At 66.3% G+C, this 16,366-nt stretch carries 15 protein-coding genes; 10 read left to right on the top strand and 5 right to left on the bottom strand.

Features of this window, described 5'->3' with window-relative positions; all coding sequences use genetic code 11:
* The first annotated feature begins 216 nt into the window (after positions 1–216).
* The 5 genes from JVX91_RS25105 (at position 217) to JVX91_RS25085 (ending at position 6,763) form a co-directional block, all read left to right on the top strand.
* Positions 217–636, top strand: coding sequence for an MAPEG family protein (locus tag JVX91_RS25105; protein ID WP_205336773.1), 420 nt, complete (start codon positions 217–219; stop codon positions 634–636).
* A 113-nt stretch (positions 637–749) separates the two neighbouring features.
* Positions 750–1,709, top strand: a complete 960-nt coding sequence (locus tag JVX91_RS25100; protein WP_205336772.1) for a DMT family transporter — start codon at positions 750–752, stop codon at positions 1,707–1,709.
* Positions 1,710–1,896: 187 nt separating this feature from the next.
* Positions 1,897–2,418 carry a sigma-70 family RNA polymerase sigma factor gene (locus JVX91_RS25095; RefSeq protein WP_205336771.1) on the top strand — a complete coding sequence of 174 codons (522 nt, stop codon included), beginning with the start codon at positions 1,897–1,899 and terminating at the stop codon, positions 2,416–2,418.
* Complete coding sequence (locus JVX91_RS25090) at positions 2,415–3,365, top strand: FecR family protein (protein WP_205336770.1); 951 nt, start codon at positions 2,415–2,417, stop codon at positions 3,363–3,365. The genes JVX91_RS25095 and JVX91_RS25090 overlap by 4 nt, the downstream gene beginning before the upstream one ends.
* Before the next feature lie 905 nt (positions 3,366–4,270).
* The gene (locus JVX91_RS25085; protein ID WP_275892392.1) at positions 4,271–6,763 is read left to right on the top strand and encodes a TonB-dependent receptor; all 2,493 of its coding nucleotides are present in this window, start codon (positions 4,271–4,273) and stop codon (positions 6,761–6,763) included.
* Positions 6,764–6,852: 89 nt separating this feature from the next.
* Here JVX91_RS25085 and aqpZ read toward each other — a convergent pair whose 3' ends face one another.
* The 4 genes from aqpZ to JVX91_RS25065 form a co-directional block, all read right to left on the bottom strand.
* A complete protein-coding gene (gene aqpZ, locus JVX91_RS25080) occupies positions 6,853–7,533 on the bottom strand; it encodes an aquaporin Z (RefSeq protein WP_205336768.1) in 681 nt (226 codons plus the stop codon).
* 172 nt (positions 7,534–7,705) lie between these two features.
* Complete coding sequence (locus JVX91_RS25075; RefSeq protein ID WP_205336767.1) at positions 7,706–8,329, bottom strand: NAD(P)H-dependent oxidoreductase; 624 nt, start codon at positions 8,327–8,329, stop codon at positions 7,706–7,708.
* The gene (locus tag JVX91_RS25070) at positions 8,322–9,716 is read right to left on the bottom strand and encodes a class II fumarate hydratase (RefSeq protein ID WP_205336766.1); all 1,395 of its coding nucleotides are present in this window, start codon (positions 9,714–9,716) and stop codon (positions 8,322–8,324) included. Before JVX91_RS25070 ends, JVX91_RS25075 begins: the two co-directional genes overlap by 8 nt.
* A gap of 90 nt (positions 9,717–9,806) precedes the next feature.
* A complete protein-coding gene (locus tag JVX91_RS25065; protein WP_205336765.1) occupies positions 9,807–10,820 on the bottom strand; it encodes a DUF2804 domain-containing protein in 1,014 nt (337 codons plus the stop codon).
* Between the two features lie 167 nt (positions 10,821–10,987).
* On the opposite strand from JVX91_RS25065, the gene JVX91_RS25060 reads away from it, so the two are divergent.
* The 5 genes from JVX91_RS25060 (at position 10,988) to JVX91_RS25040 (ending at position 15,373) form a co-directional block, all read left to right on the top strand.
* Positions 10,988–11,497, top strand: a complete 510-nt coding sequence (locus tag JVX91_RS25060; protein WP_205336764.1) for a DUF2059 domain-containing protein — start codon at positions 10,988–10,990, stop codon at positions 11,495–11,497.
* Between the two features lie 26 nt (positions 11,498–11,523).
* Entirely contained in the window at positions 11,524–11,835 is a 312-nt protein-coding gene (locus tag JVX91_RS25055) for a BolA family protein (protein WP_205336763.1), read from the top strand.
* A 177-nt stretch (positions 11,836–12,012) separates the two neighbouring features.
* A complete protein-coding gene (locus tag JVX91_RS25050; RefSeq protein WP_205336762.1) occupies positions 12,013–12,948 on the top strand; it encodes a rhodanese-related sulfurtransferase in 936 nt (311 codons plus the stop codon).
* A gap of 3 nt (positions 12,949–12,951) precedes the next feature.
* Complete coding sequence (locus JVX91_RS25045) at positions 12,952–13,587, top strand: DsbA family protein (RefSeq protein WP_205336761.1); 636 nt, start codon at positions 12,952–12,954, stop codon at positions 13,585–13,587.
* Positions 13,580–15,373 (top strand): ABC transporter ATP-binding protein, encoded by a 1,794-nt coding sequence (locus JVX91_RS25040; protein WP_205336760.1) that lies wholly within the window; start codon positions 13,580–13,582, stop codon positions 15,371–15,373. Before JVX91_RS25045 ends, JVX91_RS25040 begins: the two co-directional genes overlap by 8 nt.
* On the opposite strand, the gene JVX91_RS25035 is transcribed toward JVX91_RS25040, so the two are convergent.
* Positions 15,374–16,261 carry a class I SAM-dependent methyltransferase gene (locus JVX91_RS25035; RefSeq protein WP_205336759.1) on the bottom strand — a complete coding sequence of 296 codons (888 nt, stop codon included), beginning with the start codon at positions 16,259–16,261 and terminating at the stop codon, positions 15,374–15,376.
* Positions 16,262–16,366 lie beyond the last annotated feature (105 nt).

The raw sequence follows: 16,366 nt of genomic DNA, 5'->3' as shown, positions 1-16,366 counted from the left end.
CGAATACCGGAATCAACCGGTAAGCGCCGAGTGAGCAGCGCTCTCGGGACAGTCCCCTCTCCCTTCAGGGAGAGGGTTAGGGAGAGGGAAATCCCAAGCACGAACTTTCAGAGGAAGACAGTTGCTTCTACCAATGCCCCACCTATGTGCAGACTAGAGCAATTGCTCTACTTCCCCTAGACTCCCGCTCAAACCAACAAGAGAAAGGAGTCCCGCATGTCCCTGAGTCCCTCTGCCTTCGCGTTGCTCGGCCTGGTTGCCTGGACCGAGCTGCTGGTTCTGCTGCTGGTCAACCAGCGTGGCCTGCTGGTAATGAGCGGCCGCATGAAGGTCAACGTCTTCGCCGCCGACGGCAGCAACACCCCCGGCACTTTCGGCCAGCGTCTGGTGCGTGCTCACGCCAACTGCGTGGAGAACGTGCCGCTGTTCTGCGCGGTGCTGCTCTACGCCATGGTCACCGACCAGGTGCTGATCACTGATCCGCTGGCGCCGACCTTGCTGGTGGCGCGCATCGTTCAGTCCGTCGTGCACCTGATCAGCACGTCGGCGCTGGCCGTATGGATTCGCTTCGCGGCATTTTTCGTCCAGTTGATCATCCTGATCTGGTGGCTGCTGCGCCTGTCCACCCTGATCTAGGGCGTTGCCGCGGAGATTGCCGGGCGACCGGAACAGTTGCGCAACGCAACTGTTCCTATGGGGCGATACCGCCATGACTTAGCATGGCGGACCGCACACGCGTCGAGGCTCCCATGCACGTTTCATCCGGCCGCTGGCAATTCGGCCTGTTCCTGGCCCTGGTCACCGCCGTCCTCTGGGGCATCCTGCCGATCAAGCTCAAGGAGGTCCTGAAGGTCATGGACCCGATCACCGTCACCTGGTTTCGCCTGGTGGTGTCCGGTGGTCTGCTGCTGATCTACCTGGCCTTCACCCGCCAACTGCCGCGCTTCTCTCCACTTGGCGCGCGTGGCAAGGGATTGGTGCTGCTGGCCATTCTCGGCCTGACCGGCAACTACGTGTGCTACCTGATCGGCCTGCGCATGCTCACGCCGGGCACCACTCAGCTGGTGATCCAGATCGCGCCGATCCTGCTCCTGCTGGGCAGCCTGTTCGTCTTCAAGGAGAGCTTCAGCATCGGCCAGGCTCTCGGCCTTGCGGTGCTGATCTTCGGCTTCGGTCTGTTCTTCAATCAGCGCCTGGCCGAACTGTTCAGCTCGCTGGGCGAGTACACCACCGGCGTGCTGATCGTGGTCTTCGCTGCCTTCATCTGGACTTTCTACGGCCTGGCACAGAAGCAACTGCTGACCCAGTGGACCTCGGTGCAGGTGATGATGGTGATCTACCTGGGCTGCGGCGCGCTGCTGACGCCCTGGGCGCATCCGCTGGAGGCGCTGGACCTCTCGCCGCTGCAAGGCTGGCTGCTGCTAGCCTGCTGCCTGAACACTCTGGTGGCCTACGGCGCCTTTGCCGAGGCACTGGCGCACTGGGAAGCCTCGCGGGTCAGCGCGACCCTGGCGATCACGCCGCTGGTGACCTTCGCCTCGGTGGCGTTGGCTGCCTCGATCTGGCCCGAGTTCGTCCTGCCCGAAGACCTCAATGGCCTGGCCTATATCGGCGCATTCCTGGTGGTCAGCGGCTCGGCACTTACCGCGCTGGCGCCGTCGTTGCTGCGCAGTTACCGGGCACGAAGGGCGCGCATCGCCAACGTCTGAATCCCCCGAAGGCCGCCGCGAGGCGGCCTTCTTCTATCCAGCGCTCGCGTTCGGCTTCATTTTCGCAAATGATATGTATTATCATTTGTGCAATTCGATAGTTGTCGAGGCCCAGCGCCTCGGTTCGGGGGCGGCGTGGTAGCGGGCAACAGCGGGGCAGGGCGGCGACGCCGGGAGGCGTGCGTCGATGGATGAGCGTTTCTCCCGTTCGGTGTCCCAGGCCTATCGCTCCTTCCATGGCGAGCTGCTGCGCTTCCTGCGCAAGCAGCTGGGCAGTTCGGCGGACGCCGCCGACCTCGCCCAGGACGCCTTCACCCAGTGGCTCAAGTCCTCCTCGCGGCATGAAGTGGAACAGCCGCGTGCGTTTCTCTTTCAGGTTGCGCGCAACCTGCTGCGCGACCACTGGCAGCGCTCCCGGCGCTTTTCCAGCGAGCCGGAAGAGGCCGTCGACAGTGACCAGCAACCGGCCGCCGAAGGGGGCGAACCCGTGGTGCAGTTCGAGCGACAACGTTATCTTCGCCAGCTTTCCCAGGCGCTGGACAGCCTGCCGCCAAGGCGCCGCGAGGCTTTCATCCTGCACAAGTTCGATGGCCTGTCGCAGCCGGAGGTGGCCAGGCGCATGGGGATTTCATTGAGCATGGTGGAGAAGCACGTCGCCAGCGCGCTGCTGCATTGCAAGCGTCAGGTTCAGGGAGAGGGCGAAGCATGACGCCGCAGGAGGAACGCCAGCAGGTGATCGACGAACTGGCCGCCAAGTGGTTCAGCCGTCAGCGCGCAGGCGCCTGGGATGCCCGCGAGCGCCAGGCCTTCTCCGACTGGTTGGCGGAAGATCCGGCCCATGAAGGCGCCTACCGCGAGATCGAGCAGTTGTGGAGCGATCTCGACCATATCCGCCGGCCGAGCATCGCACCGCGACGTCGGCCCTCGCTGCCCTGGCGTGGGCTCGCCGCCGCCAGCCTGTTCCTCGGTGCACTGCTTCTGGCCAACGATTTCAGCGGCGGTCGCCTGGCCGACCCGCAACAGGTGCAGTCCACCGCCTCGGGGGAGCAGCGCGAGGTGACGCTGGCAGACGGCACGCGGGTTTTCCTGGCCGGCGATTCGACGCTGCGAGTGGCGTTCTCGGACGCTTTCCGCGATGTGCAACTGGTGCGCGGCGAAGCCTATTTTGAAGTGACCCACGACAGCGCCCGGCCGTTCCGCGTGGCGGCAGGGGACAGCCGTGTGCGGGTGCTGGGCACGGGATTCGATGTACGCCGTGGAGACGGCGAACTCACTGTCGCCGTGCGCCACGGGAAGGTGGCTTTGCAGGCCAGGCTCAACGCCCCAGGCGAGCAGACGCTGACCGCCGGTGACCGCGCGCAATTGGCGGCCGGGGCAGGGGAGGCGCAGGTCGATCACGTGCCTGTCGCCTCCATTGCCGCGTGGCGTGACGGCATGCTCGCCTTCCGCAACCAGCCGCTGGGGGCGTTGGTGGACGAGCTGTCGCAATACCGCGCCGCGCCCATCCGCCTGGGCGATGAGCGCTTGGCGCAGAAACCGATCTCCGGCAACGTGCGCCTGTCCCGCCCGGACGATTTTCTCGCCGCCTTGCCGGTGCTGCTCGACGTGCGTGTGCAGCGCAAGGCCGATGGCAGCGCCGTCATCCTGCCGCGCTGATTTCCCCCTGTAGGAGAGGCGGGGAGCCTGGCCCATGCCCGCGATCGCGCGCATGGCGCGCTCCTACAAGATCAAGAGCCCCTCACCCTAACCCTCTCCCGGAGGGAGAGGGGACCGTTCGGCGCAGGTGGAAACCATGGTGTCAGCCGGCGTGGCTTGCCCCTCTCCCGGAGGGAGAGGGGGCCGTTCGGCGCAGGTGGAAACCATGGCGTCAGCCGGCACGGCTTGCCCCCCTCTCCCGGAGGGAGAGGGGACCGTTCGGCGCAGGTGGAAACCATGGCGTCAGCCGGCACGGCTTGCCCCCTCTTCCAGAGGGAGAGGGGACCGTTCGGCGCAGGTGGAAACCATGGCGTCAGCCGGCACGGCTTTCCCCCTCTCCCGGAGGGAGAGGGGGCCGTTCGGCGCAGGTGGAAACCATGGCGTCAGCCGGCACGGCCCACCCCTCTCCCGGAGGGAGAGGAGACCGTTCGGCGCAGGTGGAAACCATGGCGTCAGCCGGCACGGCCCGTCCCCTCTCCCGGAGGGAGAGGAGACCGTTCGGCGCAGGTGGAAACCAAGGCGTCAGCCCGCACTGCCCGTCCCCTCTCCCGGAGGGAGAGGGGACCGGTCGGTGCAGGTGGAAACCATGGTGTCAGCCGGCGTGGCCTGCCCCCTCTCCCTCCGGGAGAGGGCTGGGGTGAGGGGGATGCCTCGGCACGTTTTCCGAACTGGAGAACCACCTGTCTTCGAGTTCTTGAGAAATATTTTTATTCGCAGGTGTGGGTTTTTCTCGAATGAGGGTCTTCCCCGTCATTCGCTGCGAAACACGCAGCGCTTTTCGTCCCTGGGGAGGGCCTTGCATGCAGTCTCGTTTCAACTTCCCGTTCGCACGCCCGCTGGGCTGCGCCGTCCTGCTCGGCAGCCTGATGCTGGCCGAGTACAGCCGCGCCGCCGACTGGCAGGTCGACCTGCCAGCGCAGGGGTTGAGCGAATCCATCGGCAGCCTGTCGCAGCAGGCCGGCGTACAGGTGCTCTACGATGCCGGCCAACTAGACGGCCTGAAGGCGCCGGCGATCAACGGCCGCTACAGCATGCGTGAAGCGCTGGAGCTCCTGCTCAAGGGCTCGTCCCTGGAGCTGGTGGAGGCCGGTGACGGCTTCGTCGTGCGCCGCCAGGGCAAGGTCGACAAGTTCAGCGAAAATGCCATCGAGCTGGATTCGCAGACCATCGTCGGCAGCGGCCTCTCGGTGGACTCCAGCACCGTCGGCCGTTCGACCCTGACCCGCAAGGACATCGAGCGCATCCAGGCTGACAACATTCCCAGCCTGCTGGAAACCCTGCCCGGCGTGACCATGGGCGGCTCGCCCAAACCGGGCGGGCAGACCGTCAACATCTGGGGCCTGGGTGATGCCGAGGACGTGCCCTTCACCCTCGACGGCGCGCCCAAGAGCGGCTTCGAGCGTTACCAGCAGGGCACCGTGTTCATCGAGCCGGAGCTGATCAAGCGCATCGAGGTGGAGAAGGGCCCGCACTCGGTCTACAACGGCAACGGCGGCTTCGGCGGCACCGTGCACATGGAAACCAAGGACGCGCCGGACCTGCTGCGCGACGACCAGAACGTCGGCGCCATGCTCAAGTACGGCTACCACTCCAACGACCAGCAGAAGATCTACAGCGGCGCCGTCTACGGCCGCACCGAGGATCGCAAGGTCGACGCGCTGGCCTATCTGACCGCCCGCGATGGCCGTGACATCAAGCTCGCCGGGCACATTCCCGACCCGAACAACAACTACCCGATCAACCCCAGCCGTCTGCCCAACAGCGCCCAGGACCTGGACGCCGGGCTGTTCAAGCTGAACCTGCACCCCAACCTCGACAACGACATCAGCCTGGCCTACAGCCGCTCCCACAGCACGCGTTGGACGCCGTTTTCCTCGGCCTCCTACCCGACGCCACCGACCCAGTCGAGCATCGACCGCTACGGCTACGAGGCCGCGCTCAAGCGCCTGCTGGCGCACCGCGACACCACCGACACCACCTGGTCCGGCAAGTACGAATATCACCCGATCGATAACCCGCTGATCGACCTGATGGTCCAGTACTCCGAGTCGCACATCGACCAGATCGACGAGCGCAACCCGGACGCCTTCTTCCAGGTCTCCACGGGTGGCCGCAAGATGGACACCGACTACAAGGACAAGGTGCTGGAGCTGCGCAACACCAGCCTGTTCGCGACCGGTCCGGTGCAGCACGCGTTCACCGTGGGCACGCAGTTCCACCGCCACACGCGCACCACCGACATGTATATCCCCGGCTCCACCTACAACACGGCGCGCTACAACTACGGCCACTTCCAGCCGACTTTCATGCCCAGCGGCAAGCAGAACACCAACAGCGCCTACATCCAGGACGCGCTGACCCTCGGCAGCGTGACCATCACCCCGTCGCTGCGCTTTGACCATGTGCGCAACCAGGGCAAGGACAACGACGCGCCGATCTACAACAACGCCGCGCAAGGCCACGACTACAGCTCGCAGACCTACAGCGGCTGGTCGCCGCGGCTGTCGCTGTTCTGGACCGCCACCGAACGCCTGGGCTTCTTCGCTGACTACAGCCGCACCTGGCGCGCGCCGGTGATCGACGAGATGTACGAGGTGCAGAACAGCAGCACGGTGAGCGCCACCAGCCGCGACCTGGACCCCGAGCGCATTCATGCGCTGCGCTTCGGCTCGCTGGTCAACCTACCGGACCTGTTCATCAACGGCGACAACCTGCAGGTGCGCACCACGCTGTTCCAGAACAAGATCAAGGACGAGATCTTCCGCACCCGCAGCGTCGGCTGCGAGCAGCAGGCCATCGACAACGGCACCATTTCCGGCAGCTGCGGCGACTACCTGCCGCTCTCCAACTACCGCAACCTGCCCGGCGTGACCTACAAGGGCTTCGAGATCGAGAGCTTCTACGACAGCCCCTGGCTGTTCGGCGGGCTGTCCTATTCGTGGGTGACCGGCAAGCACGACGGCGCCTACAGCAACCCCTGGGGCCCGAACGTGTGGGCGCGTGACGTGCCGCCGGCCAAGTGGGTCGCCACCCTGGGCACCAAGATCCCGGCGTGGGATGCGCAGATCGGCTGGCAGGGCGAGTTCGTCCGCCAGACCGACCGCCTGCCCAGCGACAAGTACAAGGGCGGCATGGGCACCAGCGTCGGCGACATTTTCTGGGACCAGACGGTCAACGACAGCTACGACACCCAGCGCGTCTTCGCCAGCTGGAAGCCGCGCCGCCTGGGCCTGGAGAACACCGAGCTGAACTTCACCGTCGACAACCTGTTCAACCGTGACTACCACCCGGCGCTGGCCGGCGACAGCGTGTACAGCCAGGGTCGCAACGCCAAGTTCAGCCTCACCCAGTACTTCTGAAATCTCCCGCTCACGCTCGCGGTCGACGGTAGAAGCGAGCACCAACGAAAACGGGCGCCCCAGGGCGCCCGTTGTCGTGACGGCGTGCTTCAGATCTTGGCCGGGCGTATCAGGCGGTATGCCAGCGCACCGATCACACCGCCGGCCAGCGGGCCGACCCAGAATAGCCACAGCTGTTTCATGAACAGCGGGTCGGCGAAGATCGCCACGCCCAGGCTGCGCGCGGGGTTAACCGAGGTGTTGTCGATCGGGATGCTGATCAGGTGGATCAGCGTCAGGGTCAGGCCGATGGCCAGCGGGGCGAAGCCGCTCGGCACCCGGATATCGGTGGCGCCCATGATCACGAAGAGGAAGAAGGCGGTCAGCAGCACTTCGATGGCCATCGCGGAAATCATGCTGTAGCCACTGGGCGAGCCTTCGCCGAAACCGTTGGCGGCGAAGCCGTTCAGGGCGTCGAAGCCCGGCTTGCCGCTGGCGATGAAGTACAGGGCCGCGCCGGCCAGGACGGCGCCGAGAACCTGGGCGGCAATGTAGGGAAGCAGGTCCCGGCCATTGAGACGACCGCCGGCCCACAGGCCAAGGCTGACGGCGGGATTGAGGTGACAGCCGGAGATCGGCCCGATGGCATAGGCCATGGTCACGACGGTCAGGCCGAAGGCCAGGGCGACGCCCAACACGCCGATGGCGTGAGCGGCGAAAATCGCGCTGCCGCAGCCACCGAACACCAACCAGAAAGTGCCGATCATTTCGGCGGAGAGTTTGCGAAGCATGCTGCCTCCAGAGGCAAGACGGACAAGCCCGGAAGTGGGCGGGCGCATGCTAGGGAACGGCGGAGAGCGGCAGGAGTAGGGCGAATCCCAAGTTGAGCGAGGTAAAGGCTTATGCCGGCAGATGGCAGTGATCGGGAGGCGAAGAGCGCCGCGTGCGACGCTCCCCGTCGGGTCAGGCCTGCGCGCCCAACTGCTCCGCGCGGCGCAGCCAGCCCTGGCGTTGCTCCTCGCCGGAGCCGCGCACCGGGCTGAATTCCTCCAGGTGATGCAGGGCGATGCCGCAGGGGGCGAGGATGCAGCGGGTCATCTGGCGGTGCGCTGGAGCCCCCTGGCGCAGGCGGTAATGCCAGTGGGTCTGGTCGTGGCTGACCAGCAGGTCCGCCGTGCGCCCGCCAAGCAGCGGCTCGAACTCACGGGATTCGACCGAGCGGTAGCGGAAGGCGAAGCCCGGCTGCAGCACGCGGTCGAAGAAGCCTTGCAGCAATGCCGGCAGGCCGCCCCACCAGATCGGATAGACGAAAACCAGATGCTGTGCCCAGTGGATTTGCCGCTGGGCCTCGAGCACGTCCGGTTCCAGCGCCTGGCCCAGCTCGTAGCCACCGCGTAGCACCGGGTCGAAGTGCATCTCGCCGAGCTTGAGCGTGTGCACCACATGGCCCTTGACGCGGGCGCCCTGGGCGTAGGCCTCGGCGACCGCGTGGCAGAAGCCGCCGTGCTTGGGCGAGCCCAGCACCAGCAGCACGCGCTTGCCGTCGCCCTCCAGGGGCGTGGCGCCGGAACGGGTCGGCTCAACCATTCTGGCCCGCCTCCAGCATGGTTTCCGGGCGCACCCACTGGTCGAACTCGGCATCGGTCAGGTAGCCCAGTTCCAGTGCGGCCTCACGCAGGGTCTTGCCTTCGCCGTAGGCCTTCTTGGCGATCTCGGCGGCCTTGTCGTAGCCGATGTGCGGGTTCAACGCGGTCACCAGCATCAGGCCGCGGTCCAGGTGCTCGCGCATCTTCGCCGCGTCCGGCTCCATGCCGGCAATGCAATGGGTGTTGAAGTTGCGGCAGCCGTCGGCCAGCAGGCGCGCGGACTCCAGCAGGTTGTGGATGATTACCGGCTTGTAGACGTTGAGCTGTAGGTGGCCCTGGCTCGCGGCGAAGGTGATCGCGGCATCGTTGCCGAAGACCTGGCAGGCGAGCATCGACAGCGCCTCGCATTGGGTCGGGTTGACCTTGCCGGGCATGATCGAGGAGCCCGGCTCGTTGGCCGGCAGCTTCACCTCGGCGAAGCCCGCGCGGGGACCGGAACCGAGCAGGCGCAGGTCGTTGGCGATCTTCATCAGTGCCACCGCGAGGGTTTTCAACGCACCGGCCAGGGTCACCAGCGGCTCGTGGCCGGCGAGGGCGGCGAACTTGTTCGGCGCGGAGACGAAGGGCAGGCCGGAGAGATCGGCCAGTTCAGCGGCGATGGCGTCGGCGAACTCCTTCGGCGCGTTCAGCCCGGTGCCCACGGCGGTGCCGCCCTGGGCCAGCTCGTAGACCGCCGGCAGCGCCGCACGGAGGGCACGCTCGGCGTAGTCGAGCTGGGCGACGAAGGCGGAGAGTTCCTGGCCGAAGGTGACGGGCGTGGCGTCCATCAGGTGGGTGCGCCCGGTCTTCACCAGGTTGGCGTGGCGCGCCGCCTGCTGGGCGAGGCCGCCGCTGAGCTCGGCGATGGCCGGCAGCAGGTCGTGCTGCACGGCCTGGGCGGCGGCGATGTGCATGGCGGTGGGGAAGCTGTCGTTGGAACTCTGCGCGCGGTTGACGTGGTCATTGGGGTGCACCGGCTTCTTGCCGCCACGGCCATTACCGGCGATTTCGTTGGCGCGGCCGGCGATCACCTCGTTGACGTTCATGTTGCTCTGGGTGCCGCTGCCGGTCTGCCAGACCACCAGCGGGAACTGGTCGTCGTGTTCGCCGGCCAGCACTTCGTCGGCGGCTTCCTCGATCAGGCTGGTGATGTTCTCAGGCAGCTCGCCCAGTTGCGCGTTGACCCGCGCGGCGGCCTTCTTGATCAGGGCCAGGGCGTGGACCACGGCCAGGGGCATGCGCTGGCCACCGATGGCGAAGTTCTCCAGCGAGCGCTGGGTCTGCGCGCCCCAGTAGGCGTTCTCGGGGACTTCGATGGGGCCGAGGCTGTCGGTTTCGGTGCGGCTCATGGTGCTTTCTCCGGATTAGGTCTCGGCCAGTTTAGGCCGCTGTCCGCGTTCCGGGTTCCGCACTGCGTCAATTGGCGCGATAGAGCGGTTTCACCAGCGTGCGTGGGTGGCGCCGATCCAGCCGAGGGCGCCGTTCACCGGCACGAGGTCGCCGTCGGCCGCGCGCAAGGCGCCATCGAAACGGCCGAACCACTGGCTCGTCTCGGCGAACAGCGGGCCCAGGCGCGGACAGGCGCGGTGCAGTTTGCGCGGAGTGAAGGTGAGCTCGACTCGCTCGTCGGCGCTGCGCAGTTGCCAGGGAGACAGCGGATCATGGGGCGTCTGGCGGATTTCCATGGCGCCGGGCAGCGGTTGCAGTTCGCCGCCGAACCACAGGGCGTTCTCGCTCAGGTGGCTGTGTTCCGTCCAGCCGGCGCCGAAGTTGCCGGCGATGCCGCCTGGCGCTGCGAAGGCGGCGCGGGTCCAGTGGGTATTGAAGGGCCAGACGCCACGGCCGAAGTCCAGAGCGGCGAAGCTCTGCCCTTCGCTGCAGCGGTAGGTCTTGTTCCCCAGGGTGAGGCTGCCGCTGATCGGCAGCCCCATCTGCCGGCTGCAGGCGTGGAAGCCCTTGCCAGCCATCGGCACCACCAGGTTGACCGATTCCAGGTGCGCCGGGCGTTGGACTTCGAGGGTCAGGTTCAGCGGCTGGCCGCCCAGGTTCGGTGCGCAGGCGCTGATGCGCAGTTGGCCGGGTTGCTCGTCGAAGCCCAGGCAGAGCTGGCCGTGCTCGAAGCGGTGGCTCTGGTTCGGCATGTCGGGCAGGTGGCAGCCCAGGCCGAAGGGGCTGAACTGGGTGCGGTGCACCGATTGTCCGGTTTCCAGGTCGAGGAAGTACACGGCGCCGTAGCCCAGGTAGTCGAGGTCGGCGATGGTGATGGAGAGCATCCAGCCCGGCGCATTGATGCACCAGTGGTTCCAGCGTTTGCGCCGGCCGATATTGCCGGAGAGCTGGCAGAGCGTCTGCGGCCGCGACGACCAGCCCACTGCCGCGCTGTTCAGGCGGCCGCGCGCATCGCACAGGGGGGGCGTGGCGACGGGCGTCTGCGGCTGGGTGAGGGTGTTCATCGGTCACATCCATGTGGCAACGCGCCGCAGCATGCCGTTTCACGAACTGTCCTACAAGAGAAGTCGGTCACTTCCCCGCCAATTGGCATTCTCTTGAGCGTATTCCGAACTTAGGCGCAGAATGGCGGGTCCCACCCGGACACCCTTCAGACTCACAGGACCGCCCCATGACCGTTCTTCGTTCCCTCTGCACCGCTGCACTTCTGGTTGGCTTCAGTTCCGTGGCACTGGCTGATGCCAACGCCGAGGCGGAGAAGTTCCTCAAGCAGGTCCATGCCGACAAGCTGACCGTGCCGGTCTACGCGCAAGTCCAGCAGATGCTCGCCCAGCGCTTCGCCCAGGCGAAGGCGCCCGACAGCAAGAAGGCTGTGCTCGACCGCTACCAGGCCAAGGCCAATGCCGAACTGGACCGCGCCGTGGGCTGGGACAAGCTCAAGCCTGAGCTGGTCAAGCTCTACACCAGCAACTTCAGCGAGTCCGAGCTCAAGCAGCTGAACGACTTCTACGCATCCCCGCTGGGCCGCAAGGTGCTGGAGAAGATGCCGCGCCTGACCGCCGAATCCGCCCAGCTGACCCAGGCCAAGCTGCAGACCGCGGTAGACCCGGTGAACAAGCTGATGGCCGACATGGACAAGGAACTGGGCGTGAAGCCCCAGGCTCCGGCCAAGAAGCCCTGATTCATAGCACCTGAAAGAGATCCGACATGAGCATGCGTGACCGTATCCAGACCGCCCTGGGCGCCCTCGAACCGCAGCACCTCGATGTGCTCGACGAGAGCCACATGCACAGCCGCGGGCAGGAAACGCACTACAAGGCCGTGATCGTCAGCCCGGCATTCGCCGGGCTGAACGCGGTGAAGCGGCACCAGAAGGTCTACGCCACCCTGGGCGATCTGATGGGCCAGTTCCACGCCCTGGCCCTGCACACCTACACCCCCGAGGAGTGGGCGCAGCAGGGCGCGGCACCGGATTCGCCGACCTGCCGTGGCGGCAGCAAGCACGATCTTCCGCACTGATCGGCGGCTGGATGCGGGACGCGTCCCGCTCCGGTAGAATGCGATACCCAGCGCCGGCTTCTGCCGGCGCTGTCATTTTCAGCCTCTGATTCAGCTGTCGATCAGCTTTTGTTTTCAGACTTTCTGTTCCAAAGAAACCCGGTCCGCCCTTTACGCGGGCGACCACTGGAGTGATGCATGACCACCGATCGAATCGTCGTCGCGGCGTTGTACAAGTTCGTCTCCCTGCCCGACTACGTCGCCCTGCGCGAACCCCTGCTGCAGACCCTGCTCGACAATGGCGTGAAGGGCACCCTGCTGCTCGCCGAAGAGGGCATCAACGGCACCGTCTCCGGCACCCGCGCCGGCATCGACGGTCTGCTCGCCTGGCTCAAGCTCGACCCGCGCCTGGCCGATGTGGACCACAAGGAGTCCTACTGCGATGAGCAGCCCTTCTACCGCACCAAGGTCAAGCTGAAGAAGGAAATCGTCACCCTCGGCGTACCGGGCGTCGACCCCAATTCCAAGGTCGGGACCTACGTCGAGCCCGGGGACTGGAACGCGCTGATTTCCGACCCGGAAGTCCTGCTGATCGATACCCGCAACGACTATGAAGTGGCCATCGGCACCTTCGAAGGTGCCATCGACCCGAAGACCAAGTCGTTCCGCGAGTTCCCCGACTACATCCGCGAGCATTACGACCCGGCGAAACACAAGAAGGTCGCGATGTTCTGCACCGGCGGCATCCGCTGCGAGAAGGCGTCGAGCTACATGCTCAACGAAGGCTTCGAAGAGGTGTTCCACCTCAAGGGCGGCATCCTCAAGTACCTGGAGGAAGTGCCCGAGGCCGAGACCCTCTGGCGCGGCGACTGCTTCGTCTTCGACAACCGCGTGACCGTGCGTCATGACCTTTCCGAAGGCGACTACGATCAGTGCCATGCCTGCCGCAACCCGATCTCCGTCGAGGACCGTGCCTCGCAGCACTACGCGCCGGGCATCAGCTGCCCGCATTGCTGGGATTCGCTGTCGGAGAAGACCCGCGCCAGTGCCCGCGAACGGCAGAAGCAGATCGAGTTGGCGCGCCAGCGCAACCAGCCGCATCCCATTGGCCGTGATCCCCGCGCGGAGAACTGATACGTGACCAGCCGCCTGCTCTATGTGATGGACCCGATGTGCTCCTGGTGCTGGGGCTTCGCCCCGGTAGCCCAGGCGCTGGCAGAGCAGGCGCGTGGCGCCGGCGTGCCGCTGGCGCTGGTGATGGGCGGTTTGCGCACGGGGCAGGGCGCCGCGCTGGAACCGACCACCAAGCGCTATATCCTCGAACACTGGGAGGCGGTGCATCGCGCCACCGGCCAGCCGTTCCGCTTCGAAGACGCGCTGCCCGACGGTTTCGTCTACGACACCGAGCCGGCCTGCCGGGCGGTGGTCACTGCCCGCCGCCTGGATGAGGACTGCGCCTGGGCGTTGGTTGGTGAAATCCAGCAGGCTTTCTACGCCGAAGGCCGCGACGTCACCCAGGCCGGCGTGCTTACCGAGCTGGCCGAACGGGTCGGCCTGCCACGCATCGAGTTCGCCGAAGCCTTTGACAGCCAGGACAACCACCTGGCAACCCTTGCCGACTTCTCCTGGGCCCGCGACCTGGGCATTGCCGGTTTCCCCACGCTGCTCGCCGAGCGCGATGGCCAACTGGCCCTGCTGACCAACGGCTACCAGCCGCTGGGCGAGCTCGCTCCGCTGCTGGAGCGCTGGCTGGAGCGCGGGCGGCATGCCTGAGCCGTCCGTTGACCGCCTGAGCTGGGCGGAGATTCGCCGGCTCGCCTTCCGCCATCGCAAGGCCCTGATCCTCGCCAACCTGGTCGCCGTGCTGGCCACCGCCTGCAGCGTGCCGATCCCGCTGCTGCTGCCGCTGCTGGTTGACGAAGTGCTGCTGGGCAAGGGCGATGCCGCCCTGCAGGTGATGAACCAGTGGCTGCCCGCCGGCTGGCATAAGCCATTGGGCTACATCGGTCTGATGCTGCTGGTGACCCTGCTGTTGCGCAGCTGCGCGCTGGTGTTCAACGTGTTGCAGGCCAAGCTGTTCGCGCGGCTGTCCAAGGACGTGGTGTACCGCATCCGCCTGCGCTTGATCGAACGCCTGAAACGCATCGCCCTGGGGGAGTACGAAACCCTCGGCGGCGGCACCGTCAGCGCGCACCTGGTGACCGATCTCGACACCCTCGACAAGTTCGTCGGCGATACCCTGAGCCGCTTCCTGGTGGCGCTGCTGACGCTCTGCGGCACGGCGGCCATCCTCATCTGGATGCACTGGCAACTGGCGCTGCTGATCCTGCTGTTCAATCCGCTGGTGATCTTCGCCACGGTGCAGCTGGGCAAGCGCGTGAAGCACCTGAAGAAGCTGGAGAACGACAGCACGTCGCGTTTCACCCAGGCGCTCACCGAAACCCTCGATGCGATCCAGGAGGTGCGCGCCGGCAACCGCCAGGGCTTCTTCCTAGGCCGCCTCGGCACCCGTGCCCGCGAAGTGCGCGACTACGCCACCGCCTCGCAATGGAAGAGCGACGCCGCCGGGCGCGCCAGCGGTCTGCTGTTCCAGTTCGGCATCGATCTGTTCCGCGCCGCCGCCATGCTCACGGTGCTGTTCTCCGACCTGTCCATCGGCCAGATGCTCGCGGTGTTCAGTTATCTGTGGTTCATGATCGGCCCGGTGGAACAACTGCTCAGCCTGCAGTACGCCTTCTACGCCGCCGGCGGTGCGCTGACCCGTATCAACGAGCTGCTTTCCCGCGCCGACGAGCCGCAATACGTTCATCGCCGCGATCCTTTCGCCGGGCATGACACCGTTGGCATCCAGGTGCGCGATCTGAGCTTCGCCTACCGTGACGAACGGGTGCTGGACGGTCTCGACCTGGACATCGCCCCCGGCGAGAAGGTCGCCATCGTCGGCGCCAGCGGCGGCGGCAAGAGCACCCTGGTGCAACTGCTGCTGGGGCTCTACCAGCCACAGTCGGGCAGCATCCGCTATGGCGGCGTGGCGCTGGAGGAGATCGGCCTGGACTGCGTGCGCGAGCAGGTGGCCGTGGTGCTGCAGCATCCGGCGCTGTTCAACGACACGGTGCGCGCCAACCTGACCATGGGCCGCGAACGCGGCGACGAGGCCTGTTGGCGCGCATTGGAAGTAGCGCAGCTGGCGGACACCATCCGCGCCTTGCCGCAGGGCCTGGACAGCGTGGTCGGGCGTTCCGGCGTGCGGCTCTCCGGCGGCCAGCGGCAGCGCATGGCCATCGCCCGCATGGTGTTGGCCGAACCCAAGGTGGTAATCCTCGACGAGGCGACTTCGGCGCTGGACGCCGCCACCGAGTACGCCCTGCACCAGGCGCTGGAGCGCTTCCTCCAGGGCCGCACCACGCTGATCATCGCCCACCGCCTGTCAGCGGTGAAGCAGGCCGATCGCGTGCTGGTGTTCGACGGCGGGCGCATTGCCGAGGATGGCGATCACCAGCAACTGATCGCCGAGGGCGGGCTCTATGCGCGCCTGTACGGACATCTTCAGCAGAGCTGATCAGCCGTAGCGCGTGACTTCGAGGAAGGCCACGCAGTTGCCCAGGTCGTGGAAGACCCGCGCGCCGCCGATGTCGTTGTAGGGAATGCCCAGCAGCAGGTCGAGCAGCGCGGCGTCGCTACGGTAGTGCGGCTGCCAGTCCAGCAGGCCTTCGAGGTAGCTGATGTCCGGCACGCCGGGGAGGAAGTTGCCCATCAGCAGCCGGCCACCGGGTAGCAGGCGGGCGAACAGGTTGCGGGTCAGGTCGCGGGCATCGTGGTCGTCCAGCACCTCGTACAGGCCCGCCGAATAGATCAGGTCGAAGTGGCAGAGGTCGGAACGGCCGTAGAACAGGTCGTCCAGGCTGCACAGCAGCGTCTGCACGCCCAGCGAGGCGTAGCAGGATTCCACCGTCTGCAACGATTGCGACTGCGCATCCAGCGCGAAGAATTCCCGGTAATGGCCATGACGCAGCGAGCGCGCCAGCTCGGCTTCGCGCAGGTGCCCGCTGCCCACGCAGAGAATCCGTGCCTGGCCGCTGAGCAACTCGCAGGTGCGGTCGATCTCCCGCGCCAGCAGTTGTCGCCGCGAGCGCAGCGCGCGGGATGCCGGCGCCGTGCTGGCGTAGCGGAACAGCTGTTCGGTGGGGCCGTCCGGCAGCAGCGAGCGCAAGGTGCTGTCGATGCCGTACAGGTAGTCCATCAGCACGGCGTTGCCGGCACCTTCGCCCATCGGCCGTTCACGCCGTCGTGGGAACGGCACCACGCGCGGCGATTCCGTTGGCGCGCTGCCACCGGCTGCCAGTGCCAGCAGGTCGCCGTCACCGTCCTTGAGTCGTTGCAATTGTTGTTCGAGTTCTTCGATGGCTTCGTTGAGTGACTGCGGATGCTGCCGGGTGCGATCGTCCATTGCCGTTCACCTGAGATGCCGAATGCGCCGCCGACCTGCCGGTCGGAGGTCCGTCCACCACATTAGAGGCCGCTTGGCCTCGGGCCATCATCTGAATGAATGATG

Source organism: Pseudomonas sp. PDNC002, from assembly GCF_016919445.1.
GTDB lineage: Bacteria > Pseudomonadota > Gammaproteobacteria > Pseudomonadales > Pseudomonadaceae > Pseudomonas.
The sequence above is the reverse complement of the archived record's forward strand: the minus strand, read 5'-3'. Positions and strand labels throughout refer to the sequence as shown.

Bases quoted from the DNA above. Each gene is read 5' to 3' on its own strand.
- JVX91_RS25055 (WP_205336763.1), top strand. From the start codon at position 11,524: ATGAGCATGCGTGACCGTATCCAGACCGCCCTGGGCGCCCTCGAACCG.
- JVX91_RS25095 (WP_205336771.1), top strand. From the start codon at position 1,897: ATGGATGAGCGTTTCTCCCGTTCGGTGTCCCAGGCCTATCGCTCCTTC.
- JVX91_RS25105 (WP_205336773.1), top strand. From the start codon at position 217: ATGTCCCTGAGTCCCTCTGCCTTCGCGTTGCTCGGCCTGGTTGCCTGG.
- aqpZ (WP_205336768.1), bottom strand. From the start codon at position 7,533: ATGCTTCGCAAACTCTCCGCCGAAATGATCGGCACTTTCTGGTTGGTG.
- JVX91_RS25035 (WP_205336759.1), bottom strand. From the start codon at position 16,261: ATGGACGATCGCACCCGGCAGCATCCGCAGTCACTCAACGAAGCCATC.
- JVX91_RS25070 (WP_205336766.1), bottom strand. From the start codon at position 9,716: ATGAGCCGCACCGAAACCGACAGCCTCGGCCCCATCGAAGTCCCCGAG.
- JVX91_RS25060 (WP_205336764.1), top strand. From the start codon at position 10,988: ATGACCGTTCTTCGTTCCCTCTGCACCGCTGCACTTCTGGTTGGCTTC.
- JVX91_RS25100 (WP_205336772.1), top strand. From the start codon at position 750: ATGCACGTTTCATCCGGCCGCTGGCAATTCGGCCTGTTCCTGGCCCTG.
- JVX91_RS25050 (WP_205336762.1), top strand. From the start codon at position 12,013: ATGACCACCGATCGAATCGTCGTCGCGGCGTTGTACAAGTTCGTCTCC.
- JVX91_RS25065 (WP_205336765.1), bottom strand. From the start codon at position 10,820: ATGAACACCCTCACCCAGCCGCAGACGCCCGTCGCCACGCCCCCCCTG.
- JVX91_RS25075 (WP_205336767.1), bottom strand. From the start codon at position 8,329: ATGGTTGAGCCGACCCGTTCCGGCGCCACGCCCCTGGAGGGCGACGGC.
- JVX91_RS25040 (WP_205336760.1), top strand. From the start codon at position 13,580: ATGCCTGAGCCGTCCGTTGACCGCCTGAGCTGGGCGGAGATTCGCCGG.
- JVX91_RS25090 (WP_205336770.1), top strand. From the start codon at position 2,415: ATGACGCCGCAGGAGGAACGCCAGCAGGTGATCGACGAACTGGCCGCC.
- JVX91_RS25085 (WP_275892392.1), top strand. From the start codon at position 4,271: ATGCTGGCCGAGTACAGCCGCGCCGCCGACTGGCAGGTCGACCTGCCA.